Here is a 25,786-nt window from a genome sequence, read left to right as displayed (position 1 = left end):
AGAATTTTTTTGCCTGATCTCATCAGGCATCCACGCAGAAATACGTGGGCTCTTAGCTCAGCTGGTAGAGCAGCGGACTCTTAATCCGTTGGTCGAGTGTTCGAATCACTCAGGGCCCACCACCAACACCCAGAACAAGGCACTCGGCGCGACAGCGCTCAGTGCCTTTTCTTGTTGTATTCCATCAGCACAGACATATTGCTGCTGCCAGCCTTGGCCACCCACTCCCGGCCAAAGCGCTCCCCCATCAAATCCAGCATGTGGCGCAGATCCGCCGAAGGCGCGGCCACGGATACCTTGTTGTCGGCAAGGATCTTCTTGCCCAGCTCATCGGCCTGCTGGGCCAGCGCCCAGCCCTCTTTTTCAGCCGACTCGGCAGCGCGGCCGATGGCCTGGCGCTCAGGCTCGGTGAAGCCCCTCCAGGCAAGTTCGCTGACGCAAAGCATGTTCTTGGGAATCCAGGCCTTGATATCCAGAAACACCTTCATGGCCTTCCAGGCCTGGATGTCGGCGCCCGTGGCGCTGGAGGTAATCATGGCATCGATGCCGCCTTGCTCCACAACGGCACCCAGATCGCCCACGGCAATCACCACCGGCTGCGCCCCCCAGAGCTCGGCCAACCGCTTGGTCGCATCGCTTTGCACACGCAGCCTGAGGCCCTTGAGATCCGCGATGCTGTGGACCGGGCGCCGGCTCAGGAGACCCTGCGCCGGCCAGGGCACGGCAAACAGCAGGCGCGCCCCCTGCTGGGCCAGCAAGAACTCCTGCAGCACGGGGCGGGTCAACTGCCACAGGCGCGCGGCCTCGTCAAAGCCACGCACCATGAAAGGCAGCGAGTCCATGGCCAGCAGCGGGTGGATATCCGCACAGGACGACATGAGCACTTCGCCGAACTGGAGGTCATTGCGCTTGAGCGCAGGAAGCACCTGCGCCATGGGCTTGAGCGCCGAGTTGGAAACCACATCGATCTCCAGCGCCTGCTGGGTATCGGCACCCACGCGCGCCGCGAAGTTGCGCAGGTTCTGCGTGTGGAAGATGCCATCGCCATAGGCCGCCGAGAGCTGCAGTCGGCGACCCTTGGACCAGGCAGCGCCGGCAGTCAGTTGCAACGCAGCCGGAGCCAGACCCGATATCAACGTGCGGCGAGAAACAATCATGAAAGATCCTTGGCGAAAGCACCCAGAACCATGCCATCCACCCCACGGCGGACCTGTGCATGCTGGCGAAAAAGATAAATTCTATCGATATTTACATCATTTAGATAAAAACTATCGACCCATTCCATCGCCCAGGTCATTCGCCAAGCCATCCGTCACACCGGATTCCAGCCAAGCCGCTACAGTGTCACCCTGCCGCAGGCGCAAGGGCGCGCGGCCTTTTTCTGCGCCTGCGGTCTCCCGCAGCGCACAACCGCCTCGCCTGCATGCCACAAAATGTTTCCCCGCTCTGGCAGGGCCCGCGCTGGGCCCTGGCCGTCCTGCTTGCCATCCTGGGCATGCTGGGGCCGTTCTCGATCGATACCTACATCCCCGCCTTCTCCGGCATCGCCCAGGCCCTGAACGCCACGCCGCTGCAGATGCAGCAGACGCTGTCGGCCTATCTGTTCGGCTTTGCCTTCATGAACCTTTTCCACGGCGCCATGGCCGACAGCTTTGGCCGCCGCCCCGTGGTGCTGTGGGGGCTGGCCGTATTCACGCTGGCATCGGCGGGCTGTGCGCTGTCGCAGAACATCACGCAGCTGGTGCTGTTTCGCGCGTTGCAGGGCCTGTCCACGGGTGCCGGCATCGTGGTGTCGCGCGCCGTGGTGCGCGACCTGTTTCCACCCGCCCAGGCCCAGCGCGTGATGGCGCAGATCACCATCTTCTTTGGCATCGCGCCAGCCCTGGCCCCTGTGATGGGCGGCTGGCTGTTCATACACCTGGGCTGGGCGGCAGTGTTCTGGTTCCTGACCCTGGTGGGCGTGCTGCTGTGGGGTATCAACTGGCGATTCCTGCCGGAATCCCTGCCACAGGCGCAGCGCCAGCCCTTCCGCTTCAAGCCTCTGATGCACGGCTACAAGGAGCTGTGCAGCGATCCGCGCTTTGTGCTGCTGGCCTTTGCCAGCGGCGTGCCGTTCAACGGCATGTTTCTGTATGTGCTGTCGGCGCCCGCCTTCCTGGGCGACCTGCTGCACCTGCAGCCGCAGCAGTTCTTCTGGTTCTTCGTGATCTCGATCTCAGGAATCATGGGCGGCGCATGGGTGAGCGGCCGTCTGGCCGGGCGCATTCCGCCCAAGCACCAGATCCGCCATGGCTTTCTGATCATGTTCGTCGTGTCCATCATCAACCTGGTCGCCAACCTGATCTGGCCCGCTCACGTGAGCTGGGCGCTGATTCCCGTGGGGGTGTTCGCCTTCGGCTGGGCCATGATGGTGCCCGTGGTCACGCTGCTGGTGCTGGACATCCACCCCGAGCGGCGCGGCCTGGCCTCATCGCTGCAGGCCGTGGTCGGCTCCACGGCCAATGGCATCGTGGCCGGCATGATTGCACCGCTGGTGATGCATTCGACCGTACTGCTGGCCCTGGGCTCGATCAGCATGATGCTGATCGGGCTGGCGTCCTGGATCTACCTGCACCACCGCTGGCCCGAAATCGGGCGGCACGCCTCGGAGGCCTGACAGGCACTGCGGTGCAAGACCGCTAAGCGCGGCCTGCGCGGCGGTCCAGCATTCTTTCCTTGTAGTAGCGCGCCTTTTCGGCATACATGGCCTGGTCGGCGCGCGAGACGGTGGCCTCGACCTGGCTGCCCGAATCGCAGCAGGCCACGCCCATGGACAGGCTGACCGCCTGGCCCGGATAGAACTGGTTGTTGAGCTCCAGCAGCGAGAGGATGCGCTCCTTGACCGCCTCGGCGCCGCGCTCGTCCGAAGCCGGCAAAAGCACCATGAATTCGTCGCCGCCTATGCGCGCCGCGCAGGCAGGCGCATCCACGGCCTTGGTCAGCACTTCGCCCACGCGGCGCAGCATGTCGTCGCCTGCGGCATGGCCATGCTCGTCATTGGCCTCCTTGAGGCCATTCATGTCGATGGCAATCACCGCCAGCGGCCAGGGCCCCTTGCGTGCCAGGCGATTGAGTTCCTCGATATAGAAGGCGCGATTGCGCAACTGGGTCAGCACATCGTGCTTGCCCAGGTATTCGAGGTAGGCCTCGGCCTTCTTGCGCGCCGTGATGTCCACCAGCGACAGCAGCACCAGCCCCCAGTCATCGGCATGGCCATCGAGCACGGCCAGCTGCATGTGGATGTGCAGAGCGTCGCCTGACAGGGCGTAGTTCACCACTTCGCGGTGCTGCACGAGCTTGCCGCTCCAAAGGTCCTGCAACTGATCGGCAAAGGAGTCGATCATCTCGTCACGGAAGATGCGGCCCAGCCGGCTCAGCAGTTGCAGCTTGTCGGTGGCGCCGAACATGCGCAGCGTCTGGCGGTTCACGTCCACGACGCGAATCTCCTGCATGCAGCGCGAGACGAATTCCGGGTGCACCTTGAGGAAGGTGGCGAAGTCGCTGATGCCCTGGGCGCGCACATCGTCGAGCAGGCGCTTGATGGCACTGAAATCCTCGACCCACAGCGACACGGGCGAGTACTCGAACAGGTCGCGCGAGTACTGTTCGCTGCGGTGCAGCTGGCGCGCGCTGCGCATCTCGGCCGTCACGTCTTCCAGCGACACCAGCACGCAGTCCCAAAGCGCTTCATGACCGGGCAGGATGCGGCCACGGATCTGCACATCGAGCCGCCGCCCGTCCAGCGTGTAGTTGGCGGTGCGGTTGGCAAAGCTCAGAGAGCCCTGCCACAGATCCTCCAGCTCGCAGGCCAGGCCCGCGTGCATGTCATCGCGGAACACCTGGCCCAGGCTGGCAAGAAAGGTCTGCTGGTCACTGGCGCCGAACAGGTCCAGCGTGCGCTGGTTGACGCGCACCACCTTGAGCGCCGCGCTGCACTGCTGCAGCGCCTGGGGGTGGGCCAGGAAATGCGCCTGCAGATCGGTCACGCCCTGTGCACGCCACTGGTCGAGCAGCTGCTTGAGCGCGCTGTAGTCCTCCAGCCATAGCGAGACGGGGGCCAGTTCGAACATGTGTTCAAAATCCACACTGGACGCGATCAAAGACTCCACAGGGCACCTCCGCGCCGCGATTATGGCAGTCACAGAGCCCGCCAGACAGCAGGTTCTGCACCATCAAGGACAGGCCGCGCCACGCGAGGACGCAGATGGCCGAAAAAAAACCGGCCCCGAAGGGCCGGTCTGCATGCAATGCCGAGATCGATCAGCGCACGACGCGCTTGCGATCACCGCCCTGGGGCGAGTAAGGCTTGGGAGCGCTCTTGCCGAAGGCAGGACGGCGCTCGCCGCCGCCGAAGCCGCCACGGGATTCGCCACCGCCAAAGCCGCGCGACTCGCCGGATGCACCACGGAAGCCGCCTTCGCGAGGAGCGCCGTCACGGCGATCGCCGCCACGCGGAGCACCACGGTCGCCGCTGAAGCCACGGCCTTCACCGCCACGGCCAAAGCCGCCTTCGCGCGGGGCCTGGCTGTAGCCGCCTTCACGCGGAGCCTGGCTGTAGCCGCCTTCGCGCTGGCCCTGACCTTGGCCCTGGCCGAAGCCGCCTTCGCGCTGGCCACCGCCGAAGCCACCGAAGCCAGCCTTGCGGCCATAGCCTTCGGAATCACGGCGTGCGCCGAAGCCACGATCGCCACCGCGATCACCGAAGCTGCGCTCGCGATCGCCGCCAAAGCCACGATCACCACCGAAACCACCACGGCCACCGCCGCCGGCACCGCGGCGATCGCCGCCACGGCTTTCAAAACCACCGCCGCCACGACGGCCGCCGCGGCCTTCGTTGCTGCTGGGTGCGCGCTGTGCAGGTTCCAGGCCAGGAATCACTTCGGCCTTGAATTGCTGGCGGCTGTAGGCCTCGATATCGAAAATGCGACGACGGTCACGGAATTCCGCGAACGTGACGGCCACACCTTCGCGACCGGCACGGCCCGTGCGGCCGATACGGTGGGTGTAGTCCTCTGCCTTCATGGGCAGGCCGTAGTTGAAGACGTGGGTGATGGAGGGCACGTCAATGCCGCGTGCCGCCACATCGGTAGCCACCAGCACCTGCACCTGACCGCTGCGCAGCGCCATCAGGCGGCGGTTGCGCAGGCCCTGGCTCAGAGCGCCGTGCAGTGCCACGGCGGAGAAGCCGTCTTGCTGCAGGTCATTGGCCAGGCCGTCGCACTCGACCTGGGTCGATGCGAAAACGATGGCCTGGTTGATCGTGGTGTCGCGCAGCCAGTGGTCCAGCAGCTTGCGCTTGTGCTGGGAGTTGTCGGCCCAGAACAGCACTTGCTTGATGCTGGCGTGCTTTTCCTGAGGCGTGTCGATGGTGACCTTCTTCACGCCGGAGCCGCCGTCATGCATCACGCGCATGGCCAGTTGCTGGATGCGGGGCGCGAAGGTGGCGCTGAACATCATGGTCTGCTTGCGCTGTGCCGTCAGGTCGTTGACTTCGGCCAGATCGTCCGAGAAGCCCAGGTCCAGCATGCGGTCGGCTTCGTCCACCACCAGGAACTGAACCTGGTCGAGCTTGATCTGCATCGAGCGCTGCAGGTCCAGCAGACGGCCGGGAGTGGCCACCACGAGGTTGGCGTTCTGCAGCTTGGCGATCTGCAGCTGGTAGGGCATGCCGCCCACCACGTTGGCGATGCGGATGCCGCGGCAGTGCTTGACCAGCTCGATGGCGTCATGCGCCACCTGCTGTGCCAGCTCGCGCGTGGGGCACAGGATCAGGGCGCCGGGAACGGCTGCCTTGAAATTGCGGGGATTCGTGGGGTCCTTGCGCTTGTTGCGCTTGGGCGTGGGCTGGCCGCTGGCCGTTGCTTCGGCGCACTGGCGGTCATATTCGGCGCGGATGGCGGCTTCTTCGTCAGCCTTTTGCTGGATCAGCGTGTGCAGCACGGGCAGCAGGAAGGCAGCGGTCTTGCCCGAGCCGGTCTGGCTGGACACCATCAGGTCGATGAAGGCCTGGTCATCACTGCCCATGGCCAGGGGAATGGCTTGCGCCTGCACGGCCGTGGGCTGGGTGTAGCCCAGATCGGCAACGGCACGGACCAGTTCTTCAGCCAGGCCCAGCTCGATGAAGGCATTGGGCAGTTCGGGGGCTGCTTCAACAGCCTCGGCGCCTTCGGCGATTTCCACGACTTCGGTGGCGGCCAGGGATTCGGCGGCCTGCTCGGCGCTGGCAACGGCGGCGTTCAGCACGGAAGATGCTTCAGCGGCGGAAGCAAAAGAGGAATCGGCAGCGGCAATGATGCCCTGCTCTTGAGAGATATCGTTCATGAATGGCTCTAACGAAAAGCACGCGCAGTCAGCGATCTGGCACGCTTTTCTCGACGGTTGGGTCAACATCCACCGTCAGACTTAACCGGCCCTTCGCAAAAGGGCGGATGGGCATTTTCGGCTGGTCCGAAACCGGTGGTCCCGCCATCCATGAAAGCCTTCATGGTGGTCTATGGACACCGACCGCAGACACACAGCGCAGGGGCCCTTGTGTGATGGAGATGTGCAAATTGCCCCTTGTTGATGGGGGCAAGCTGTAGATTGTCGCACTCCCCGGGTTTTCCCGCAAGCCCCTGGCACAAAAAATGGCCGGGGCCGCCAGATTCAGACGCTCAGCAGGCGCGCACGGTAGTGCGCCAGTTCATCGATGGACTCGTGCACATCGGCCAGTGCCGTGTGGCGCTGGGCCTTCTTGAAGGACGCATAGGCGTCGGGCTTCCAGCGTCTGGCCAGTTCCTTGAGGGTGCTGACATCGACATTGCGGTAGTGGAAGAAGTTGTTGAGCTTGGGCATGTAGCGCTCCATGAAGCGCCTGTCCTGCCCGATGCTGTTGCCGCACAGAGGGGCCTTGGCCTTGGGAACGTACTGCGAGAGGAACTTGATCAGCGCAGCCTCCGCATCGGCCTCGCTGATGGTCGATGCCTTGACGCGATCGATCAGGCCGCTCCTGCCATGCGTGCCCTTGTTCCAGGCATCCATGCCATCGAGCAGCGCATCTGCCTGATGGATGGCAAATACCGGCCCTTCGATGCGAATGGCCAGGTCCGGACTGGTTACGACCACGGCGATCTCGATGATGCGATCGGTATCGGGCTGCAGCCCGGTCATCTCGCAGTCGAGCCAGACGAGGTTGAGATCGGATTTGGCCAGGGTGATGGGCGTGCCGGGTTCGGCGGGGACGGGAATGCAAGCGCTGGCGGCTTCGGAGGCTTCGGACATGGCCCAAATTGTCGCCTACACTGCGGCCACATGGCCTTCAACCCCGATTTTTCCTCGACGCTGTCCCTGCTGTTTGCCGCAGCCGTGCTCGCCCAGTGGCTGCTGCGCGCCTGGCTGGCCTCGCGCCAGGTCCGCCATGTGGCCCGCCATCGGGCCGAGGTGCCTGAGACCTTTGCGCAACGCATCAGCCTCGCGGCCCATCAAAAGGCCGCCGACTACACGCTGGCCAAGGCCCGGATCGCCCTGATCGAGATGACGCTGGGCGCCGTGGTGCTGCTCGCATGGACGCTGCTGGGCGGGCTCGACGCGCTCAACCAGTGGCTGCTGGAACTGATGGGCGCCGGCCTGTGGCAGCAACTGGCACTGCTGGCCGGCTTTGCCCTGATCTCCGGGCTGGTGGAGCTGCCGCTGTCGCTCTACCAGACCTTTGTGCTGGAGCAGCGCTTTGGATTCAACCAGATGACGCTGCGGCTGTGGCTGACCGATGCCATCAAGTCCACCGCCATGGGCGCGGCCATCGGCCTTCCCCTGGCGGCGCTGATCCTGTGGCTCATGGGCTCGGCCGGCGACCTGTGGTGGCTGTGGGCCTGGGCCGTGTGGACGGCGTTCAACCTGCTGCTGATGTGGATCTTTCCGACCTTCATCGCACCGCTGTTCAACAAGTTTGAACCGCTGGCCGAAGGCACGCTCAAGGAGCGCGTGAGCGCGCTGATGCAGCGCTGCGGCTTCGCGGCCAAAGGCCTGTTCGTGATGGATGGCAGCCGCCGCTCGGCCCATGCCAATGCCTATTTCACGGGCTTCGGCCATTCCAAGCGCGTGGTGTTCTTCGACACCTTGCTCAAGCAGCTCGACGCCGACGAGGTGGAGGCCGTGCTCGCGCACGAGCTGGGCCACTTCAAGCACCGCCACATCCTCAAGCGCATGCTGCTGATGTTCGCCGCCAGCCTGGCCGGCTTCGCACTGCTGGGCTGGCTGTCGCAGCAGCTGTGGTTCTACCTGGGCCTGGGCGTGCGCCCGGGTCTGGACCTTGCGCTGGGCCATGGCGGAATAGGCGCCGGCAACGAGGCCGTGGCACTGCTGCTGTTCCTGCTGGCCGTGCCGGTGTTCAGCTTCTTTGTCACCCCGCTGTTCTCGGCCCTGTCGCGCCGCGACGAGTTCGAAGCCGATGCCTATGCCATGCAACAGGCCAGCGGCGCCCATCTGGCCTCGGCACTGCTCAAACTGTACGAGGACAATGCTTCAACGCTCACGCCCGATCCCTGGTACGTGGGCTTTTACTACTCGCATCCGCCCGCCCTCGCCCGGCTGGCGCGCATGCCTTCTCCGACCTGACCCTTTCACATCCACCATGAGCACACAACGCTTGCAACAACAGGACTGGTCCACGCAGCAGCGCCGCGCGCTGACGCCGGACGAATTGCGCACCGCACTGGCGGACCTGCCGGGCTGGCAGCTCGATGGCGATGCCATCGCCAAGAGCTACGCCTTTGCCAATTACTACGAGACCATGGCCTTCGTGAACGCGCTGGCCCTGATCGCCCACCAGCAGGACCACCACCCCGACCTGACCGTGAGCTACGGCCGTTGCGGTGTGCGCCTGAACACGCATGACGTGAACGGCATCTCGTCCACCGACATCGAGTGCGCAAGGCGCATTGATGCGCTGCTGGAGCGTCCATGAATCCCACCCCGGCATCCCATGGCTGAGCGCTCCGCATTGCGAGAAGGCCTGGTCGTCTCCAGCCATGGCCGCCACTGCGTGGTCGAGACCGAAGAAGGCGCACGCCACATCTGCCATCCGCGCGGCAAGAAGAGCCAGACCGTGGTCGGAGACCGCGTGCGCTGGCAATTGCCACCCGCCGGCCAGGGCGAGGAAGGCACCATAGAGAAGGTGCTGGAACGGCGCAACCTGTTCTACCGCCAGGACGAGATACGCACCAAGTCCTTTGCGGCCAACATCGACCAGGTGCTGATCCTGATCGCGGCCGAGCCGGTGTTCTCCGAAAGCCAGCTGGCCCGTGCCCTCATCACCGCCGAAGCCACCCACATCAAGCCCCTGATCGCCCTGAACAAGCGTGACCTGGCCGAGCCCTTCGCCGATGCCTGGGAGCGCCTGAGGCCCTATCGCGAGATGTACCTGGGCCAGGAAACGCCGCACTACGAGGTGCTGTCGCTGTCGCTGGCCAACGAAGGCGAGGCCGACCGGCAGTTGCTGATGCAACACCTCAAGGGCAAGGCCACCTTGGTCCTGGGCCCGTCCGGCTCGGGCAAAAGCACCTTGATCAACCTGCTGGTGCCCGGCGCACGCGCGGCCACCAACGAGATCTCGCAGGCGCTGAACTCCGGCAAGCACACGACCACCACGACCAGCTGGTACTGGATGGACGAAGAGCGCACCACGGCGCTGATCGACTCACCGGGCTTCCAGGAATTCGGCCTGCGCCACATAGAGCCCACGGACCTGCCCCGCTGCATGCCCGACATCGGCGCTCATGCGCAGGAATGCAAGTTCTACAACTGCACCCACCTGCACGAGCCGGGATGCGCCGTCATGCCGCGCGTGGAAGACGAGGAAACCGGAATGGATGCCGACCACGACATCAGCGCCAACCGCTACTACATCTACGCCGAGCTGTTCGATGAATTGAGCCAGGCGCAGAAGTACTGACCTCCTCAAAACAACGACCCGGCTGCATCAGGAAGGGCGGGCTGCTGCCTGGCAAGACAGGCAGGGCTCGCCTTCTGCGGCGCAGCGATCAGCCCAGCAAACGCGCCAGCGACAGCAGGGCCAGCAGCAGCAGCCAGACCACGACCGAACGCCAGACCAGGCCGACCACGCTGCGCAGATGGCCGATCTCGGGCTCGCGGCCCGGCGTGGCTTCGCTGTCCACATCGAGATCGATCTCCTCGCCATCGTCGCGGGTCACCGAGATGCCTTCGCGGCGCTTGAGTGCCTCGCCGCCCAGGCGAACGTTGATGGCACCCGAGGTGGCTGCCAGGATCACGCCATCGTTGTCGTTGGGAAAGCGCTGGGCATGGAAGCGCCAGCCTTCGATGGCTTCCTCGAAGCTGCCGACCACGGCAAAGGACAGCGCCGTCAACCGTGCAGGCAACCAGTCGATCACGGTCCAGGCCAGCCGGGAGGTGTGCTGCAACTGGGGACTGACCTGGGTGCCGCCCACCAGGCCCTTGCGCGACCAGGAACGCGACAGGTGCTCGGTCATGCGGTAGAACACGGCGCCGAGCGGGCCCAGCCCCAGCGCTGCCAGCGCAGAGAACCAGAACAGAACGCCAAACACATGGCGATGCGCGGCCAGCACGGAGTACTCGATCACATGGCGCACGACCTCGCTGCGCGGTACCTCGCTGGCATCGACCTGCTGCCAGTGAGCCAGCGCCTCGCGCGCGGCATACTCATCGCCTGCATCCAGCGCATCGCGGATGCGTGTGAAGTGGTGGCTGAACTGGCGAAAGCCCAGCGTCACATAGAGCACGGCCACATTCCAGACCATGGCCAGCGGCCAGCCCACGCCCCACAGCAGCAGCAGGTAGATTCCCGTCACCAGCACGCAGGGCAATGCCACCGCCACGGTCCAGGCCAGCCAGCCATGGTGCGCCTGGCCGGCATCGAAGTTGCGGCGCACCGAAACCGTCCAGGCTCTGTAGCCTGTGTGCACGAGATTGGCCGGTGTCAACGGGCGCGCCTGCTCGATCAGCAAGGCGATCAAAATGGCAAAGAAACTCATCCGGCCATCATACTGGCGCATGCAGACAGGTCAGTGACCCTGGGGTGGCACGGCCCCCGATCCGGGCATCAGGCCGACAGGAATCGGTAAAGATTTCGCAGCATGCCGGCAGTGGCGCCCCAGATGTAGCGCTGGCGATCACCATCCTGGTAGGGCATTGCAAACCATTCGCGCGGCACGCCGTTCCAGACCATGGAGTGGCGCTCATGGTTGGCAGGATCGAGCAGGAAGGCCAGCGGCACCTCGAACACATCCGCCACTTCGTAGGGATTGGGATTCAGGTGCGCCCGGGGATCGACCAGGGCCACCACCGGCGTGATCAGGAAGGCCGTGCCCGTGATGTAGATGGGCAGCGTGCCCAGCACTTGCACATCGCTGGCGGCCAGTCCGACTTCCTCATGCGCCTCGCGCAGGGCCGTGGCCTGGGCAGAGGCATCCTCCGGATCGCGCTTGCCGCCCGGAAATGCCACCTGCCCCGAATGCGTGGACAGGTGGGCCGTGCGCTCGGTCAGCAGCACCGTGGGTTCGGGGCGCATCACGATGGGCACGAGCACGGCGGCATCGGTGGGCTGGCGATCGCTGAAGCGCTTCTCGCGCACCACCTCGGGAGCCCACTGGGGCGGCAGCGCAAAGCGCTGGCGCAGTGCCTCGGGCGTGCGGGCTTCGGGGGGCACGGCAGGCAGGTGGCTGTCTTTGCCAATCAGTTGCGCCATGCGCGGGTCGGCGATCGACGGCACGGCTGCGGGCACTGGCCCGCCGGTCGGCACGGGAATGGCGGTATCGGGCAGAGAGGACACGAATGAAGGCTTGTGATGGGAAACGGCCGGACAACAAAAAAGCCGCTACAGGCGACTGTAGCGGCTTTCCAGCTGTGACGCAGGTGCTTAGGCTTCGGCAGAAACCTTGACACGCGACGGCAGCTTTTCCTTGATGCGGGCCGACTTGCCGCTGCGCTCGCGCAGGTAGTACAGCTTGGCACGACGCACATCACCGCGACGCTTGACTTCGATGCCGGCGATCAGGGGCGAGTAGGTCTGGAACGTACGCTCCACGCCTTCACCGCTGGAGATCTTTCGCACGGTGAAGCCGCTGTTCAGGCCACGGTTGCGCTTGGCGATCACCACGCCTTCGTAAGCCTGCACGCGCTTGCGGCTGCCTTCGACCACGTTCACGCTCACGATGACGGTGTCACCGGGGGCGAACTGGGGGATGGTCTTGTTCAGACGGGCGATTTCCTCTTGCTCGAGGATCTGGATCAGATTCATGGTCAACATCCAATCGATCTTGTCCGCGCCAGGATTGGCAAGCGCCGGGATTGGCGCCATGGCTGCTTTGTTCGTAGCAGCGGCCGGATAGAGGATCGAAGAATCGCGAATTATAGCCCGGAGACGTTTTTTGCCAAAAACCCCTCGTCCTTGGCGTTGAGCAGGCCCTGGGCGCGCGCCTGCTCTATCAGCTCGGGCCGGTGCCTGGCCGTGATGGACAGGCGCTGGTCACGGCGCCAGCGCTCGATCTGCGCGTGGTGGCCGGACAACAGTGGCGCCGGCACTTCACGCCCTTCCCAGACTTCGGGGCGGGTGTAGTGCGGGCAATCGAGCAGGCCGTCGAGCGCCGGATTGAAGCTGTCCTGCTGGAAACTGCCTTCGTCATTGAGCACGCCGGGCTGCAGCCGTGCGACGGCATCCAGCAGGGCCATGGCAGCGATCTCGCCGCCAGAAAGCACGAAGTCGCCCAGGCTCAACTGGTGCGTGACATGGCTATCGATGAAGCGCTGGTCCAGGCCCTCGTAGCGGCCGCACAGCAAGATTGCGCCCTGTCCCTGCGCCCAGTCGGCCACCACGGCATGGCGCAGCGTGGTGCCGATCGGCGAGAACAGCACCACGGGAGCCGGCTCGGGATCGCCTGCATCACGGCGCGCCTGCCGGGCCGTCTCCAGGCAGCGCTGCAGCGGCTCGGCCATCATCACCATGCCCGGACCGCCGCCAAAGGGGCGATCGTCCACGCGCCGGTAGTTGCCCTGGGCATGGTCGCGCGGATTCCACAGGTGCACGCCGACCTGGCCCGAGGCATAGGCACGGCGCGTGACGCCGCTTTCAAGAAACGGCGTGAACAGCTCGGGGAACAGCGTGATGATGTCGAAGCGCATGGAGGTCGGCGATCAATAGTCGGGCTGCCAGTCGGCAACGATGGTCTTGCCCGGCAGATCCACCTTGTCCACATAGGCATCGACAAAGGGAATCATGCGCTCGCGCTCCTTGCCATCCTCTTCATAGGTCAGCACCAGCACGGTCTGCGGGCCGGTGGACAGCAGGTCGCGGACGACGCCCAGGGCCACGCCCTCGCGGTTGACCACGGACAGGCCCAGCAGATCGACCCAGTAATACTCGCCATCTTCGGGCTGCGGGAAATCGCTGCGCGCCACGAAGATGCGCGCGCCACGCAGGGCCTCGGCGGTATTGCGGTCGTTCACGACAGGCGATGTGGCGACGACGGAATCGGAGTGGACGCGCGCCTGCTTGACCGGCAGCAGCACCGTACCGGTGAACTGCCGCGCACCCTTCTCGGGGGGCTGCAGATACCACTGCTTTGCGGTGAACAGGGCCTCGGGGTCGGCACTGAAGGCGGCCACCTTGAACCAGCCCTTGATGCCCCAGGCATCGGCGATGCGCCCGACCTCCACGGCATCGGCGGGCAGGACGCTGGCTTCGAGTTCAGGCATGTGGCTCATGGCAGTCGGTAGGCAGTAGATGGACAGTCAATGCAGATCGTTGCAGATCCGTGCAAGGCGATCCGGAGGGGAAAACAAAAACGGGCTCCGTCAGACAAGCCAACGGAACCCGATTTCAGAAGGGATGCTGAATTAGGCAGCAGTCTTCTGGGTGGCCTGCTTGATCAGGCGCTCTGCGGTCTCGGAAGCCTGCGCGCCAACGCCCTTCCAGTAGTTCACGCGGTCCAGAGCAACGCGCAGACCCTCTTCGCCGCCACGGGCGTTGGGGTTGTAGAAGCCCAGGCGTTCGATGAACGAACCATCGCGGCGCACGCGCTTGTCGGCGGCAACGATGTTGTAGAAAGGACGGGCCTTGGAACCGCCGCGAGAGAGTCGAATGACGACCATGATTTTCCTTCGGGTGGGCGCAGCCACCACACAATTAACTAGACAATGAATGGCTGCACATGTTTTGCGGCGTTTGAGACACGCGACATGGCCACCCGGCCAGCGACACGCCGTAAAACCAGCGATTATATCCAACTTCCCTTTCCATGCCTACCATTCGCTCAAGCCTGGACGGCGATCTCGCCGCCATCACCTCCATTTACCGCCACCACGTGCTGCACGGCACGGGCACGTTCGAGTCCGATCCCCCTGCCGAATCGGACATGGCCACGCGCCGCGCGGACGTGCTGACCAAGGGCCTGCCCTATCTGGTCGCCGTGGACGAACAGGGCCAGGTGCTGGGCTTTGCCTATGCCAACTGGTTCAAGCCGCGCCCGGCCTATCGCTTCTCCGCCGAGGATTCCATCTACGTGCATGACGCGGCGCGCGGCCAGGGCGTGGGCCGCCTGCTGCTCGATGCGCTGTCGCGCGAATGCGAGGCGGCCGGCGTGCGCAAGCTGCTGGCGGTGATCGGTGACTCGGCCAATGCCGGCTCCATCGGCGTGCACCGTGCTGCGGGCTTCACCCCGGCGGGCACGCTGAGCTCCATGGGATGGAAGTTCGGCCGCTGGCTGGACATCGTTCTCATGGAGAAGACCCTGGGAGACGGCAACCGCAGTTCGCCCGAATAATGGGCGCATGAACCGACCCAGCACGCCTTTGCCTCAGCCCGCTCAAGCACAGCAGGGGGCTGCGCGCTCCAAAAGCAAGACCCTGACGACCTGGCTGGCCTTTGTCGGCGGGCCGCTGGGGCTGCACCGCTTCTACCTGCATGGCTTCGGCGACTGGCTGGGCTGGCTGCTGCCCGTGCCCACGGCACTGGGCGTGTACGGCATCGAGCGCGTCCAGCAACTGGGGCAGGACGACCAGCTCAGCTGGCTGCTGATTCCGCTGCTGGGCTTCACCATCGCCGGCTGCGCGCTGCGTGCCATCCTCTACGGGCTGACCGACACCGAAGCCTGGAACCGGCGCCACAACCCCGGCATTGACGTGCAGGCGCAGGCCGGGCGCACGGGCTGGTCAACCATCTTTGCCATTGCGCTGTCCCTGATGCTGGGCGCCGCCGTGCTCATGGCCAGCATTGCCTACAGCTTCCAGCACTACTTCGAGCACCAGGTGGAGGAAGCGCGCAAGATTTCCCAGTGATGCGCAATGCCTCTCCTAAAAAGAAAGACCGCCATTGGCGGTCTTTCTTTTTGGCGATGGCTCTAGCTCAATACAGCTGGAGGCTGATCCAGTAGGCAATCGATGCCACGAAGGCGCTTGCGGGAATCGTCAGCACCCAGGCCCAGACGATGTTGCCTGCCACGCCCCAGCGCACGGCGCTGGCACGCTGGGTGGAGCCCACGCCGACGATGGCGCCCGTGATGGTGTGCGTGGTCGAGACCGGCACGCCCAGGAAGGTCGCGAAGAACAGCGTCAGCGCGCCACCGCTTTCGGCGCAAAAGCCTCCCACGGGCTTGAGCTTGGTGATCTTCTGGCCCATGGTCTTGACGATGCGCCATCCGCCGAACATGGTGCCCAGACCGATGGCCAGGTAGCAGCTGACGATGGTCCACAGCGGCGGCTCCGCGTCGCCGGCATTGGCATAGCCGGTGGCGATCAGCAGCAGCCAGATGATGCCGATGGTCTTTTGCGCATCATTGCCGCCGTGGCCCAGGCTGTAGGCGCCGGCGGAGACCAGCTGCAGCCGGCGGAACCAGCGGTCCACCCGGTTGGGAGCGGCGCGGCGGCAGATCCAGGCCACCAGCACCATCATCAGCGAGCCCAGCAGGTAGCCCAGCAGCGGCGAGACGAAGATGAAGGCCACGGTCTTCCAGATGCCGCTGGCGATCAGTGCGCCCGCGCCAGCCTTGGCGATCACGGCGCCCACGATGCCGCCGATCAGCGCATGCGAGGAGCTGCTGGGGATGCCGTAGTGCCAGGTGATCACGTTCCAGGCAATGGCACCGACCAGGGCGCCGAATACCACGTGCGTGTCCACGATGCCGGGCTGGACGATCCCCTTGCCCACGGTGGCCGCCACGCTGAGGTGGAAGACAAAGACCGCCACCACGTTGAAGAAGGCCGCGAAGGCCACGGCCTGCGTGGGCTTGAGCACGCCCGTGGAGACCACGGTGGCGATCGAGTTGGCAGCATCGTGGAAGCCGTTCATGAAGTCGAACAGCAAGGCCAGCACCACCAGCAGGATCACGACCCACAGGGCCGCTTGTACGGATTCCATAACGAAACGACTCCGCGAGGGCTCAGGAATTCTCGAGGACGATGCCCTCGATCAGGTTGGCCACGTCCTCGCAGCGGTCGGTCACCGTCTCCAGCAGCTCGTAGATGGCCTTGAGCTTGATGACTTCGCGCACATCGGGCTCTTCGCGGAACAGCTTGCTCATGGCCGAGCGCATCACGCGGTCGGCGTCCGATTCGAGGCGGTCGATTTCCTCGCAGGTCTTCATCGCCGCGTCCACCACCGATGGATCGGAGATGCGCGACAGCAGCTTGACCGCATCGCGCAGCCGCTCGCAGCAGCGCACGCACAGGTCGGTCAGGCGCGTGATCTCATCCGTCATGTGGCGCACGTCGTACAGCGCCATGGTCTCGGCCGAGTCCTGGATCAGATCGGCCACGTCGTCCATGGTGTTGATCAGCGAGTGGATGTGCTCGCGGTCCAGCGGCGTGATGAAGGTCTTGTGCAGCGCCTTGGTGACGTCATGCGTCACGCGGTCGGCGGCACGCTCGGCGTTGTTCACGTCCTCGTTGTACTTCTCGCGAAGATGAGGATCGTTGTAGTGGGCGACAAGCTGCGAGAAGGCATGCGCGGCATCGACGATGCGGTCGGCATGCTGGTTGAACATCTCGAAGAAATTGCCTTCGCGTGGCAATAGTTTGCCAAAAAGCATGAATGCTCCTTACCGGGAAAAGTGGGAACCAGGCGACTCACTGCGTCACATTGCGGATGCTTGGCATGGCTTCCCGGCTTGAACGGGGCGAAGTGTACCCTTGAGTCCCAAGCGCGTTTTTGCGCGCCGGCGCGCCGCCTTGTCAGCCGCTGCGAAAAATAAAATACACCGCGCCCACCATGCACAGGCCGGCCCAGAGGAAGTCCCATTTGAGGGGCTGGTTCAGGTAGAGCACGGCAAAAGGCGCGAACACCGACAACGTGATCACCTCCTGGATGATCTTGAGCTGCGCCACGCTGAACTGCGTGTGGCCTATACGGTTGGCAGGCACCTGCAGCAGGTACTCGAACAGCGCAATGCCCCAGCTGACAAGGGCTGCCACGTACCAGGGCGACGAGGCATGGTTCTTCAGGTGCCCATACCAGGCAAACGTCATGAAGACATTGCTCATGGCCAGCAGGACCACGGTCTGCAGCCCGACAGGGATGTGTTGGAGCCAGTTCATGTGAGGTGCGCCCGGGTGCTGGAAGGCCTGAATTATCGCGCCCGCAGCGCCAGAAGCTGGATTTTCGATTTCTTTCTAAAAATTGCTTTTTTGCGCGAATTTTCTCGAAAAACCTGCTTCATCGCACAGATACGCAACATCCCGCATCGATGGGCATTCGATGAATCTTCATCAAATCGTCATATTTTTGCCATATCCCGTCGATGGCACGGGACATTCCAGCAACCTGTGCGCAGGCGGCTGCCCCGGAGTTCACTCGCCCAGGTAGGCGGCCCGCACGCGCGGATCGCTGAGCAGGGTCTGGCCTGGCCCGGTCATGGTGATCAGGCCGGATTCCATCACATAGCCGCGATCGGCCAGCGCCAGCGCACGGCTGGCGTTCTGCTCGACCAGCACCAGCGTCACGCCCAGCGCATGCACATCGCGCACCACCTCGAAGATCTTGTCCACCATGATGGGCGACAGGCCCATGGAGGGCTCGTCCAGCAGCAGCACCTTGGGCTGGCTCATCAGCGCGCGCGCCATGGCCAGCATCTGCTGCTCGCCACCCGACATGGTGCCGGCCAGCTGGTCGCGGCGCTCCTTCAGGCGCGGGAAGATGCCGAACATGCGCTCGATGTCGGCGGCAATGCCGGCCTTGTCGTTGCGCGTGTAGGCGCCCATGAGCAGGTTCTCGGTGATGGTCATGCGCGCGAACACGCCGCGCCCCTCCGGCACCATAACCAGGCCCTGGGCCACCAGATCCCAGGCGCCCACGTTGCGGATGCTGCGACCCAGGTAGTGCACGTCGCCATCCGCCATCTGCAGGCTGCGCGTGACGGCCTTCATGGTCGTGGTCTTGCCCGCACCGTTGGAGCCGATCAGCGAGACCAGCTCGCCCTGGCGGACCTCGAAGTCCACGCCCTTGACGGCCTGAATGCCGCCATAGGCCACCTTCAGTCCCTGGACCTTCAACAGCACCGGCGCGGACACGCCCTTGTCTTGCACTTGCTCACCCATGGTTCAGTGTCCTCCGGTGCCCAGATAGGCTTCGATCACCTTGTCGTTCTTCTGCACCTCGGCCGGCGTGCCTTCGGCGATGGGCTTGCCATAGTCCAGCACGGTGACGCGATCGCACAGGCCCATGACCAGCTTGACGTCGTGCTCGATCAGCAAGATGGTGCGCTGGTCCCGGCGGATGCGGTCGATCAGCTCGCGCAGCTGCACTTTCTCGGTGGCGTTCATGCCGGCGGCAGGCTCGTCCAGCGCGATCAGTTGCGGGTCGGTGGCCAGCGCCCGCGCGATCTCCAGGCGGCGCTGGTCGCCGTAGCTCAGCGTGCGGGCCTTGAAGTCGGCGTATTTGGAAATCCCCACGTAGTCCAGCAGTTCGCGGGCCCGCGCGCGTATCGCGGCTTCCTCGGCCTTGAAGCCGGGCGTGCGGAACACCGCGCCGATCAGGCCCGAATGCGTGCGCACATGGCGCCCGACCATCACGTTCTCCAGCGCCGTCATCTCGGCAAACAGCCGGATGTTCTGGAAGGTGCGCGCAATGCCGGCCTTGGCCACCTTGTGCACGGCCGAGGGCTCGTAGGCCTTGCCGGCCAGCTCGAAGCTGCCGCTGTCGGGCGTGTACAGGCCCGTGATCACGTTGAAGAAAGTGGTCTTGCCCGCGCCGTTGGGACCGATCAGGCCGTAGACCTGGCCCCGGCCAATGGTCATGCCCACATCGGACAGGGCCTGCAGTCCGCCAAAGCGCTTGGAAATGCCCGAAACCCTGAGCACCGGGGAGGTGGAGCCGTTGTCTGCCGTGTTCGCCATCTGCGTTGTCTCCATGCTCAGGACTGGTGCGGCAGGTTCTTGCCATGCTCGGGCGACGGCCACAGGCCGCGCGGACGCATCAGCATGATGACGATCATGGCCAGCGCGATCAGCAACTGGCGCAGGATGGAGGCGTCAAGCCGCCCGTCGGTCATCTGCTGCAAGGGACCGGCCACATAGCGCAGCACCTCGGGCAGGGCCGACAGCAGCACCGCCCCCAGGATCACGCCCGGCAAATGGCCCAGGCCGCCGAGCACCACCATGGCCACGATCATGATGGACTCCATGAGGCTGAACGACTCGGGCGAGACGAAGCCCTGGAAGGCCGCGAACATGGCGCCCGAGACACCACCGAAGGAAGCGCCCATGCCGAAGGCCAGCAGCTTCATGTTGCGCGTGTTGATGCCCATGGCCTTGGCGGCGATCTCGTCCTCGCGGATGGCCATCCAGGCGCGGCCGATGCGCGAGTCCTGCAGGCGCCAGCAGATCACGATGCTGACGAGCACCAGGAAGAGGAACAGGTAGTAGTACAGCGTGACCGAGCTGATGTCGTAGCCGAAGATCTCCTGGCGCTTGGCCAGGTCCAGGCCCAGAATCTTCACCGAGTCGATCTGGCCTATGCCCTTGGGGCCGTTGGTGATGTTGACCGGCTGGTCCAGGTTGTTCATGAAGATGCGGATGATCTCGCCGAAGCCCAGCGTGACGATGGCCAGGTAGTCCCCGCGCAGCTTGAGCACCGGGATGCCCAGCAGTATTCCCGTGATGCCCGCCAGCAGCGCCGCCAGCGGTATCACCAGCCAGATGGAGGTATGCAGCCCGTCAGGGAACATGGCGGCAAAGCCCTCGAAGGTCTCCGCCAGATGCGGCGAGGCCATCAGCGCGAACATGTAGGCGCCCACGGCGTAGAACGCCACGTAGCCCAGGTCCAGCAGGCCTGCATAGCCCACCACCACGTTCAGGCCCAGTGCCAGCAGCACATAGAGCAGGGCCAGGTCGGCGATGCGCACCCAGGCATTGCCGAAGTACTGCAGCACCAGCGGCAGCACCATCAGCGCCAGGCCGCCCAGAATCCATTGCACGGTCTTCTTGCTGTTCATGCGGGTCTCCTCAGGCGCGGTCGGCCACACGTTCACCCAGCAGGCCCGAGGGGCGCAGCGTCAGGATGATGATGAGCACGATGAAGGCGAAGATGTCGGTGTAGTGGCTGCCCAGCACGCCGCCCGTGAGGTCGCCGATGTAGCCCGAGCCTATGGACTCGATCAGCCCCAGCAGCATGGCGCCGACCACGGCGCCGGCCAGGTTGCCGATGCCGCCGAACACGGCCGCCGTGAAGGCCTTGAGCCCCGGCAGAAAGCCCATGGTGTGGTGGGCCGTGCCGTAGTTGGAGGCGTACATGATGCCCGCGATGGCCGCCAGCACGGCGCCGATGATGAAGGTGGCCGAGATCACCACGTCGGGCTTGACGCCCATCAATGCCGCCACGCGCGGATTCTCGGCTGTGGCCCGCATGGCGCGCCCGAGCTTGGTGTAGTTGACCAGATAGGTCAGCGATGCCAGCGCGATCGCCGTGACCACCAGCACCAGGATCTGGGTGGGCGTGATCACCGCCGTGCCGATCTCGAAGGGCGTGCTCGGCAGCAGCGTGGGATAGGCCTTGTAGTTGGGCTTCCAGATGATCATGGCCAGCGTCTGCAGCAGCAGCGAGACGCCGATGGCCGTGATCAGCGGCGCCAGGCGCGGGCTGCTGCGCAGGCGGCGGTAGGCCACTTTCTCGATCACGAAATTCAGTGCCGCGGCCACCACGCAGGCGATCACGGTCGCCAGCAGCAGGATCAGCCAGCCCGGCGCACCGGGCATGGCCTCCTGCATCAGGCCTATGCAGCTCCAGCTGGTCAGCGCGCCGACCATGAGCACCTCGCCATGGGCGAAGTTGATGAGCTGGATGATGCCGTACACCATGGTGTAGCCCAGGGCGATCAGGGCGTACATGCTGCCCAGGACCAATCCGTTGATGACCTGCTGAAGCAGTATGTCCATATGCGCTCTCCCCTTTAGTCCAGGATGGAGACATTCAGCGTGCCTCGCATCCAAACGAACGGAGCCAGCAATGCCATGGTGGTGGAAGCTCTCCCGCCGCATCCTGGCTTGTGGCCCGGAAACCGCAGGGGATTGGCGATTCTAGGCACCCCTCGGTGGCCTGCAACGCCTTGTTGCAGGGGGGTTTTCCGAGGCTTTACAAGCCAAACGCTCTTATGTAGCACTGCAGCAATTTGCCGTGGCGCCGATGAACTCCTACCATCGGAAAAGCGGCCTGCCCCCGGGCCACGGAGACCCTTCGATGAAATACCACGGCAGCTGCCACTGCGGCGGCATCGCTTTCGATGTGGAAGGCGAACTCACCCAGGTCATGGCCTGCAACTGTTCCATCTGCTCGCGCAAGGGCGCCCTCATGTGGTTCGTGCCCCGCGAACAGCTGCAACTGAGCACGCCCGAGGAGCAGATGCGCACCTACACCTTCCACCGGCACCTGATCCAGCACCGCTTCTGCCCGACCTGCGGCATCCATCCGTTCGGCGAGGCCATCGATCCCCAGGGCCGGCACATGGCGGCCGTCAACGTGCGCTGCCTGGAAGGCGTGGACCCTGAGGCGCTGCGCATCACGCGCTACGACGGGCGATCGGCCTGAGGCTGGCTGCAGGCCCGCAGCGCTTGTTCCTCCACATCGCGCAGGCGGTCCTTGCCGAAGTAGATCTCGTCGCCAACAAAAAAGGTGGGCGATCCGAAAGCGCCACGGTGGAAGGCCTGCTCGGTATTTGCCAGCAGCCGGGCCTTGACTTCGGGCGTCTGGCTTGCAGCGATCAGGGCTGGGGCATCCAGACCCGCCCCGGACAGCTCGGTGCCGATCACCTGGGCATCGTCCATCTTGCAGCCCTTCTCCCACATGCTGGAGAACACCGCATCCACATAACGCTCGAAGCAGCCCAGGCCCTGAGCCGCCACGGCCCCGCGCATGATTTGCAGGGTGTTGACTGGAAAGTGCGGATTCATCCGGAAGCGCGTGAGCCCATGCCTTTGCACGAAACGCTGCAGTTCCAGCGCCTCATAGGCGCGCTTGTTGGGAATGTCGGCATTCGCCTCGGCCGGTGAGCGGTTGTTGGCCAGCTTGAACAGGCCGCCCAGCAGGACCGGCACATAGTCGAAGCGGATGCCGCTGCGCGCCTCGATTGCAGGGATGACCTGGTGGCAGAGATAGGCGTTGGGGCTGCCGAAGTCGAAGAGGAATTGCACGTTGGGTTTCATGGCGCGGCCTGCATCAAATGGGATGGAACATCGAAGCGAAGGGGCTGAGGGGGCTGAGGGGGCGCAAATGGCTGAAGGGCCTACCAGGACTCCATCCAGGGGCGGATTTCGGTTTCATGCGTCCATGCATCGCGCGGCTGCTGGTGCAGTTGCCAGTAGAGGTCGGCGATGTGGTCGGGATTGAGGATGCCGTCCTGCTGCTTGAGGGCATAGCGTTCGGGAAAGTTGGTTCGGATGAACTCCGTGTCGATGGCGCCGTCGATCACGGGGTGGGCCACATGGATGCCCTTGGGCCAGAGCTCGCGCGCCATGCTCTGGGCCAGCGCACGCAGGCCGTGCTTGGCACCGGCAAACGCCGCAAAGCCCTCGCGCCCGCGCAGGCTGGCGGTAGCGCCCGTGAAGATGATGGTGCCCCGGCCGCGCGGCAGCATCACCCTGGCCGCCTCCCGCCCCATCAGGAAGCCGGCGAAGCAGGCCATCTCCCAGACCTTGAAGTAGACGCGCGCCGTGGTCTCGGTGATGCCGAAGCGCACGTTGGCGCCGATGTTGAAGACGGCGACCTCGATGGGTGCGATCTCGGCCTCGATCTTCTGCACCAGGGCCACCATTTCCTCTTCCTTGCGCGCGTCGCTGCCAAAACCATGGGCTTGGCCACCGGCGGCGCGGATCTGTTCGACCAGGGGCTGGAGCTTGTCCGCGTCGCGGCGCGTGACGCAGGCGATATAGCCTTCGCGCGCAAAACGCCGGGCGATGGCGCCGCCCGTGGCGTCGCCAGCGCCGATCACGAGAATGGCTTTCTTGTCGGTCATGGGATCTCCGTGGATGATTGGTAAGTTCATTTTTTGAACTCATTGCACGGTAGGTTTAAAATCAGAACCCGTCAAGTGGGGAACTGCCCAATGAAATGGAACGAACTGGAAGAGGAGCGCTGCTCCATCGCACGCACGGTCTCGGTCATCGGCGACCGCTGGACGCTGCTGGTGCTGCGCGACTGCTTTCTGGGCATACGCCGTTTTGATGAATTCCTGGCGCGCCTGGGCATTTCACGCCCCATGCTTTCGGACAGGCTGGCCAGACTGGTCGAGGCAGGCGTGCTCAAGAAAGTGGCCTACCAGGAGGCGCCGGTACGACACGAGTACCGTCTCACGCCCAAGGGGCTGGACCTGCATCCCGTGGTCATGGCCATCGTGCACTGGGGTGATGTACACATGTCCGGCGAGGAAGGCCGGCCCGTGCTGCACCGGCATACGGTGTGCGGCCACACGTTCGACCCCCTGGTCGTCTGCTCGGAGTGCCACGCCCCCCTGCACGCGCGGGATGTGGCGGTGGAGCCCGGCCCGGGCGCATAGCCCCGGCACCGGCCTGCCCTCAGCGGCTTCGGCTATGCGCCGCCAGCCTCTTCGTCCCACTTGCGCAGCACGGCCAGCTTCTCGCCGATCTTGATCTCCAGGCCCCGGGGCACGGGCTGGTACCAGCCCGGCTCCGCAATGCCTTCGGGCAGATAGGTCTCGCCGGCCGCGTAGGCGTTGGGCTCATCGTGCGCATAACGGTATTCATGGCCGTAGCCCAGCTCCTTCATGAGCTTGGTGGGCGCGTTGCGCAGGTGCACGGGCACCTCGCGGCTCCTGTCCTGCTTCACGAAGGCCCGGGCCTTGTTGTAGGCGTTGTAGCCGGCGTTGCTCTTGGCGGCCATGGCCAGGTAGATGACGGCCTGGCCCAGCGCCAGCTCGCCCTCGGGGCTGCCCAGGCGCTCATAGGTCAGGGCCGCGTCGTTGGCGATCTGCATGGCGCGCGGGTCGGCCAGGCCGATATCCTCCCAGGCCATGCGCACGATGCGCCGCGACAGGTAGCGCGCGTCGGCGCCGCCATCGAGCATGCGCGTGAGCCAGTAGAGCGCCGCATCGGGATGGGAGCCGCGCACGGACTTGTGCAGGGCAGAGATCTGGTCGTAGAAGTTGTCGCCGCCCTTGTCGAAGCGCCTGGCATTCAAGGTCAGCGCGTTTTGCACGAACTCGGCATCGATCCGCGTGACGCCCGCAGCGCCGGCCGCCGTCTGGCATTGCTCCAGCAGGTTCAGGAACCGCCGGGCATCGCCATCGGCATAGCCGACGATGGTGTCCCGCGCCAGGTCGTCGAACTCCAGCCCGCCCAGGGCCTTTTCCTGCGCCCGCAGCAGCAGTTGCCTGAGTTCATCGTCGGTCAGGGACTGCAGCACATAGACCTGCGCGCGCGACAGCAGGGCCGAGTTCACCTCGAAGGAAGGGTTCTCCGTGGTGGCGCCGATGAAGGTGACCAGCCCGCTTTCCGCATAGGGCAGCAGCGCATCCTGCTGGGACTTGTTGAAGCGGTGGATCTCGTCCACGAAGAGGATGGTGTGCCGGCCCATGGCCAGGTTCTGCTGCGCCTGATCCATGGCCGCGCGGATGTCCTTGACCCCGGAGAACACCGCAGACAGCGCAATGAACTCGCACTTGAAGGCCGTGGCCGTGAGCCGGGCCAGCGTGGTCTTGCCCACGCCGGGCGGCCCCCAGAAGATCATGGAATGCGGCTTGCCTGACTGGAAGGCCAGGCGCAGCGGCTTGCCCTCGCCCAGCAGATGGGACTGGCCCACGACCTCGTCCAGGGTCTTGGGCCGCAGGGCTTCGGCCAGTGGTGCGGAGGGCTCCTGGGTGAACAGATCAGCCATGGGCCAGCTCCGTCGCAGGCAGCGCCGCGCAGAAGGCGCTCGGCAGCCCGTGTGCCGGATGCGCTGCCGAGGGGAACAGATGCAGTTGCAAAACCATGACGCCATTGTCCACGCCATGGCGGCAGCGGGTGCGCCAGCCCGCGATGCCTGTACCTGGCCGCGGGGGATGAAGCCATGGATCGCCAGCTGGGATCCTGGCCATCGCCTGCAGGCATGTCACTCACATGACATGAATGGTTTGCATGCATCTCATCAAGAGCAATCACTGACATTTTTCACCCGCTTCGGGCCGCCGCCCTAAAATGCTGCCCTTTGCGGAGCCGGCCGCGCGGCATGCGCGGCCATCGGGCCTGCGCCATTGCTGCCCCATCGCTCCGCGCCTCCCACCGTTTCAGGAACTGCCTG

General features: G+C 64.8%; 29 protein-coding genes and 1 tRNA gene. 9 read left to right on the top strand and 21 right to left on the bottom strand.

The window, feature by feature from the left end:
• Positions 1-46 precede the first annotated feature (46 nt).
• Positions 47-122 (top strand) — tRNA-Lys (locus LGR64_RS03480).
• Positions 123-158: 36 nt separating this feature from the next.
• Here LGR64_RS03480 and LGR64_RS03475 read toward each other — a convergent pair.
• Together LGR64_RS03475 and LGR64_RS03470 are read right to left on the bottom strand one after the other, a co-directional pair.
• Complete coding sequence (locus LGR64_RS03475; protein ID WP_088163937.1) at positions 159-1,157, bottom strand: TRAP transporter substrate-binding protein; 999 nt, start codon at positions 1,155-1,157, stop codon at positions 159-161.
• On the bottom strand, positions 1,154-1,297 hold the full coding sequence (locus tag LGR64_RS03470) for a hypothetical protein (RefSeq protein WP_185751004.1): 144 nt from the start codon (positions 1,295-1,297) through the stop codon (positions 1,154-1,156). Before LGR64_RS03470 ends, LGR64_RS03475 begins: the two co-directional genes overlap by 4 nt.
• A gap of 126 nt (positions 1,298-1,423) precedes the next feature.
• On the opposite strand from LGR64_RS03470, the gene LGR64_RS03465 reads away from it, so the two are divergent.
• Entirely contained in the window at positions 1,424-2,656 is a 1,233-nt protein-coding gene (locus LGR64_RS03465; protein ID WP_012207132.1) for a multidrug effflux MFS transporter, read from the top strand.
• A 22-nt stretch (positions 2,657-2,678) separates the two neighbouring features.
• Here the strand turns inward: LGR64_RS03465 and LGR64_RS03460 are convergent, their stop codons facing one another.
• From LGR64_RS03460 to orn, 3 genes are all read right to left on the bottom strand, one after another.
• Positions 2,679-4,148 carry a sensor domain-containing diguanylate cyclase gene (locus LGR64_RS03460; RefSeq protein ID WP_328511957.1) on the bottom strand — a complete coding sequence of 490 codons (1,470 nt, stop codon included), beginning with the start codon at positions 4,146-4,148 and terminating at the stop codon, positions 2,679-2,681.
• A gap of 151 nt (positions 4,149-4,299) precedes the next feature.
• Positions 4,300-6,360, bottom strand: a complete 2,061-nt coding sequence (locus LGR64_RS03455) for a DEAD/DEAH box helicase (protein ID WP_141834890.1) — start codon at positions 6,358-6,360, stop codon at positions 4,300-4,302.
• Positions 6,361-6,684: 324 nt separating this feature from the next.
• Complete coding sequence (gene orn / locus LGR64_RS03450) at positions 6,685-7,299, bottom strand: oligoribonuclease (protein ID WP_034396754.1); 615 nt, start codon at positions 7,297-7,299, stop codon at positions 6,685-6,687.
• Positions 7,300-7,329: 30 nt separating this feature from the next.
• Between orn and LGR64_RS03445 the strand changes: the two genes are divergently transcribed.
• From LGR64_RS03445 to rsgA, 3 genes are read left to right on the top strand one after another with little or no spacing between them, the layout of a single operon-like run.
• Positions 7,330-8,631: a M48 family metallopeptidase gene (locus LGR64_RS03445; protein ID WP_141834893.1), complete on the top strand. Its 1,302-nt coding sequence runs from the start codon at positions 7,330-7,332 to the stop codon at positions 8,629-8,631.
• A 16-nt stretch (positions 8,632-8,647) separates the two neighbouring features.
• The gene (locus LGR64_RS03440; RefSeq protein ID WP_013800932.1) at positions 8,648-8,980 is read left to right on the top strand and encodes a 4a-hydroxytetrahydrobiopterin dehydratase; all 333 of its coding nucleotides are present in this window, start codon (positions 8,648-8,650) and stop codon (positions 8,978-8,980) included.
• Between the two features lie 18 nt (positions 8,981-8,998).
• Positions 8,999-9,967: a ribosome small subunit-dependent GTPase A gene (gene rsgA / locus LGR64_RS03435; RefSeq protein WP_141834896.1), complete on the top strand. Its 969-nt coding sequence runs from the start codon at positions 8,999-9,001 to the stop codon at positions 9,965-9,967.
• Between the two features lie 88 nt (positions 9,968-10,055).
• Here rsgA and LGR64_RS03430 read toward each other — a convergent pair whose 3' ends face one another.
• The 6 genes from LGR64_RS03430 to rpsP form a co-directional block, all read right to left on the bottom strand.
• Complete coding sequence (locus LGR64_RS03430; protein ID WP_034398910.1) at positions 10,056-11,045, bottom strand: CobD/CbiB family protein; 990 nt, start codon at positions 11,043-11,045, stop codon at positions 10,056-10,058.
• A 68-nt stretch (positions 11,046-11,113) separates the two neighbouring features.
• A complete protein-coding gene (locus LGR64_RS03425) occupies positions 11,114-11,842 on the bottom strand; it encodes a CoA pyrophosphatase (RefSeq protein ID WP_012207139.1) in 729 nt (242 codons plus the stop codon).
• An 87-nt stretch (positions 11,843-11,929) separates the two neighbouring features.
• Entirely contained in the window at positions 11,930-12,310 is a 381-nt protein-coding gene (gene rplS / locus LGR64_RS03420) for a 50S ribosomal protein L19 (protein ID WP_013800930.1), read from the bottom strand.
• Between the two features lie 110 nt (positions 12,311-12,420).
• Positions 12,421-13,191, bottom strand: coding sequence for a tRNA (guanosine(37)-N1)-methyltransferase TrmD (gene trmD, locus LGR64_RS03415; RefSeq protein ID WP_141834899.1), 771 nt, complete (start codon positions 13,189-13,191; stop codon positions 12,421-12,423).
• 12 nt (positions 13,192-13,203) lie between these two features.
• Complete coding sequence (rimM, locus tag LGR64_RS03410; protein WP_088163933.1) at positions 13,204-13,773, bottom strand: ribosome maturation factor RimM; 570 nt, start codon at positions 13,771-13,773, stop codon at positions 13,204-13,206.
• A gap of 132 nt (positions 13,774-13,905) precedes the next feature.
• Positions 13,906-14,160: a 30S ribosomal protein S16 gene (gene rpsP / locus LGR64_RS03405; protein WP_012207143.1), complete on the bottom strand. Its 255-nt coding sequence runs from the start codon at positions 14,158-14,160 to the stop codon at positions 13,906-13,908.
• A 146-nt stretch (positions 14,161-14,306) separates the two neighbouring features.
• On the opposite strand from rpsP, the gene LGR64_RS03400 reads away from it, so the two are divergent.
• Both LGR64_RS03400 and LGR64_RS03395 read left to right on the top strand, forming a co-directional pair.
• Positions 14,307-14,831, top strand: a complete 525-nt coding sequence (locus LGR64_RS03400; RefSeq protein ID WP_230354980.1) for a GNAT family N-acetyltransferase — start codon at positions 14,307-14,309, stop codon at positions 14,829-14,831.
• Positions 14,832-14,838: 7 nt separating this feature from the next.
• On the top strand, positions 14,839-15,345 hold the full coding sequence (locus tag LGR64_RS03395) for an NINE protein (protein WP_012207145.1): 507 nt from the start codon (positions 14,839-14,841) through the stop codon (positions 15,343-15,345).
• A 67-nt stretch (positions 15,346-15,412) separates the two neighbouring features.
• Here the strand turns inward: LGR64_RS03395 and LGR64_RS03390 are convergent, their stop codons facing one another.
• From LGR64_RS03390 to LGR64_RS03360, 7 genes are all read right to left on the bottom strand, one after another.
• Positions 15,413-16,423 (bottom strand): inorganic phosphate transporter, encoded by a 1,011-nt coding sequence (locus LGR64_RS03390; RefSeq protein ID WP_012207146.1) that lies wholly within the window; start codon positions 16,421-16,423, stop codon positions 15,413-15,415.
• A 22-nt stretch (positions 16,424-16,445) separates the two neighbouring features.
• A complete protein-coding gene (locus LGR64_RS03385; RefSeq protein ID WP_141834906.1) occupies positions 16,446-17,093 on the bottom strand; it encodes a DUF47 domain-containing protein in 648 nt (215 codons plus the stop codon).
• Between the two features lie 142 nt (positions 17,094-17,235).
• Positions 17,236-17,598: a DMT family protein gene (locus LGR64_RS03380; RefSeq protein ID WP_012207148.1), complete on the bottom strand. Its 363-nt coding sequence runs from the start codon at positions 17,596-17,598 to the stop codon at positions 17,236-17,238.
• 252 nt (positions 17,599-17,850) lie between these two features.
• Entirely contained in the window at positions 17,851-18,597 is a 747-nt protein-coding gene (locus LGR64_RS03375) for an ABC transporter ATP-binding protein (RefSeq protein WP_012207149.1), read from the bottom strand.
• 3 nt (positions 18,598-18,600) lie between these two features.
• Positions 18,601-19,395: an ABC transporter ATP-binding protein gene (locus LGR64_RS03370; protein WP_012207150.1), complete on the bottom strand. Its 795-nt coding sequence runs from the start codon at positions 19,393-19,395 to the stop codon at positions 18,601-18,603.
• Positions 19,396-19,412: 17 nt separating this feature from the next.
• On the bottom strand, positions 19,413-20,492 hold the full coding sequence (locus LGR64_RS03365) for an ABC transporter permease subunit (RefSeq protein WP_013800924.1): 1,080 nt from the start codon (positions 20,490-20,492) through the stop codon (positions 19,413-19,415).
• Between the two features lie 10 nt (positions 20,493-20,502).
• Positions 20,503-21,432, bottom strand: a complete 930-nt coding sequence (locus LGR64_RS03360; RefSeq protein ID WP_012207152.1) for a branched-chain amino acid ABC transporter permease — start codon at positions 21,430-21,432, stop codon at positions 20,503-20,505.
• A 301-nt stretch (positions 21,433-21,733) separates the two neighbouring features.
• Here LGR64_RS03360 and LGR64_RS03355 point away from each other — a divergent pair, with 301 nt between their 5' ends.
• Entirely contained in the window at positions 21,734-22,081 is a 348-nt protein-coding gene (locus LGR64_RS03355; protein WP_141834910.1) for a GFA family protein, read from the top strand.
• Here the strand turns inward: LGR64_RS03355 and LGR64_RS03350 are convergent.
• Together LGR64_RS03350 and LGR64_RS03345 are read right to left on the bottom strand one after the other, a co-directional pair.
• Positions 22,060-22,695, bottom strand: a complete 636-nt coding sequence (locus LGR64_RS03350) for a 2-hydroxychromene-2-carboxylate isomerase (RefSeq protein ID WP_065345604.1) — start codon at positions 22,693-22,695, stop codon at positions 22,060-22,062. The genes LGR64_RS03355 and LGR64_RS03350 overlap by 22 nt on opposite strands.
• A gap of 80 nt (positions 22,696-22,775) precedes the next feature.
• Positions 22,776-23,504, bottom strand: coding sequence for an SDR family oxidoreductase (locus tag LGR64_RS03345; RefSeq protein WP_034396773.1), 729 nt, complete (start codon positions 23,502-23,504; stop codon positions 22,776-22,778).
• A gap of 90 nt (positions 23,505-23,594) precedes the next feature.
• Between LGR64_RS03345 and LGR64_RS03340 the strand changes: the two genes are divergently transcribed.
• A complete protein-coding gene (locus LGR64_RS03340; RefSeq protein ID WP_141834913.1) occupies positions 23,595-24,044 on the top strand; it encodes a winged helix-turn-helix transcriptional regulator in 450 nt (149 codons plus the stop codon).
• A gap of 32 nt (positions 24,045-24,076) precedes the next feature.
• Here LGR64_RS03340 and LGR64_RS03335 read toward each other — a convergent pair whose 3' ends face one another.
• Entirely contained in the window at positions 24,077-25,381 is a 1,305-nt protein-coding gene (locus LGR64_RS03335; protein WP_141834919.1) for a replication-associated recombination protein A, read from the bottom strand.
• Positions 25,382-25,786 lie beyond the last annotated feature (405 nt).

This window comes from Delftia sp. Lp-1 (genome assembly GCF_020523835.1).
Lineage (GTDB): Bacteria > Pseudomonadota > Gammaproteobacteria > Burkholderiales > Burkholderiaceae_C > Comamonas > Comamonas acidovorans.
This window is presented reverse-complemented; position numbering and strand designations above follow the sequence as displayed.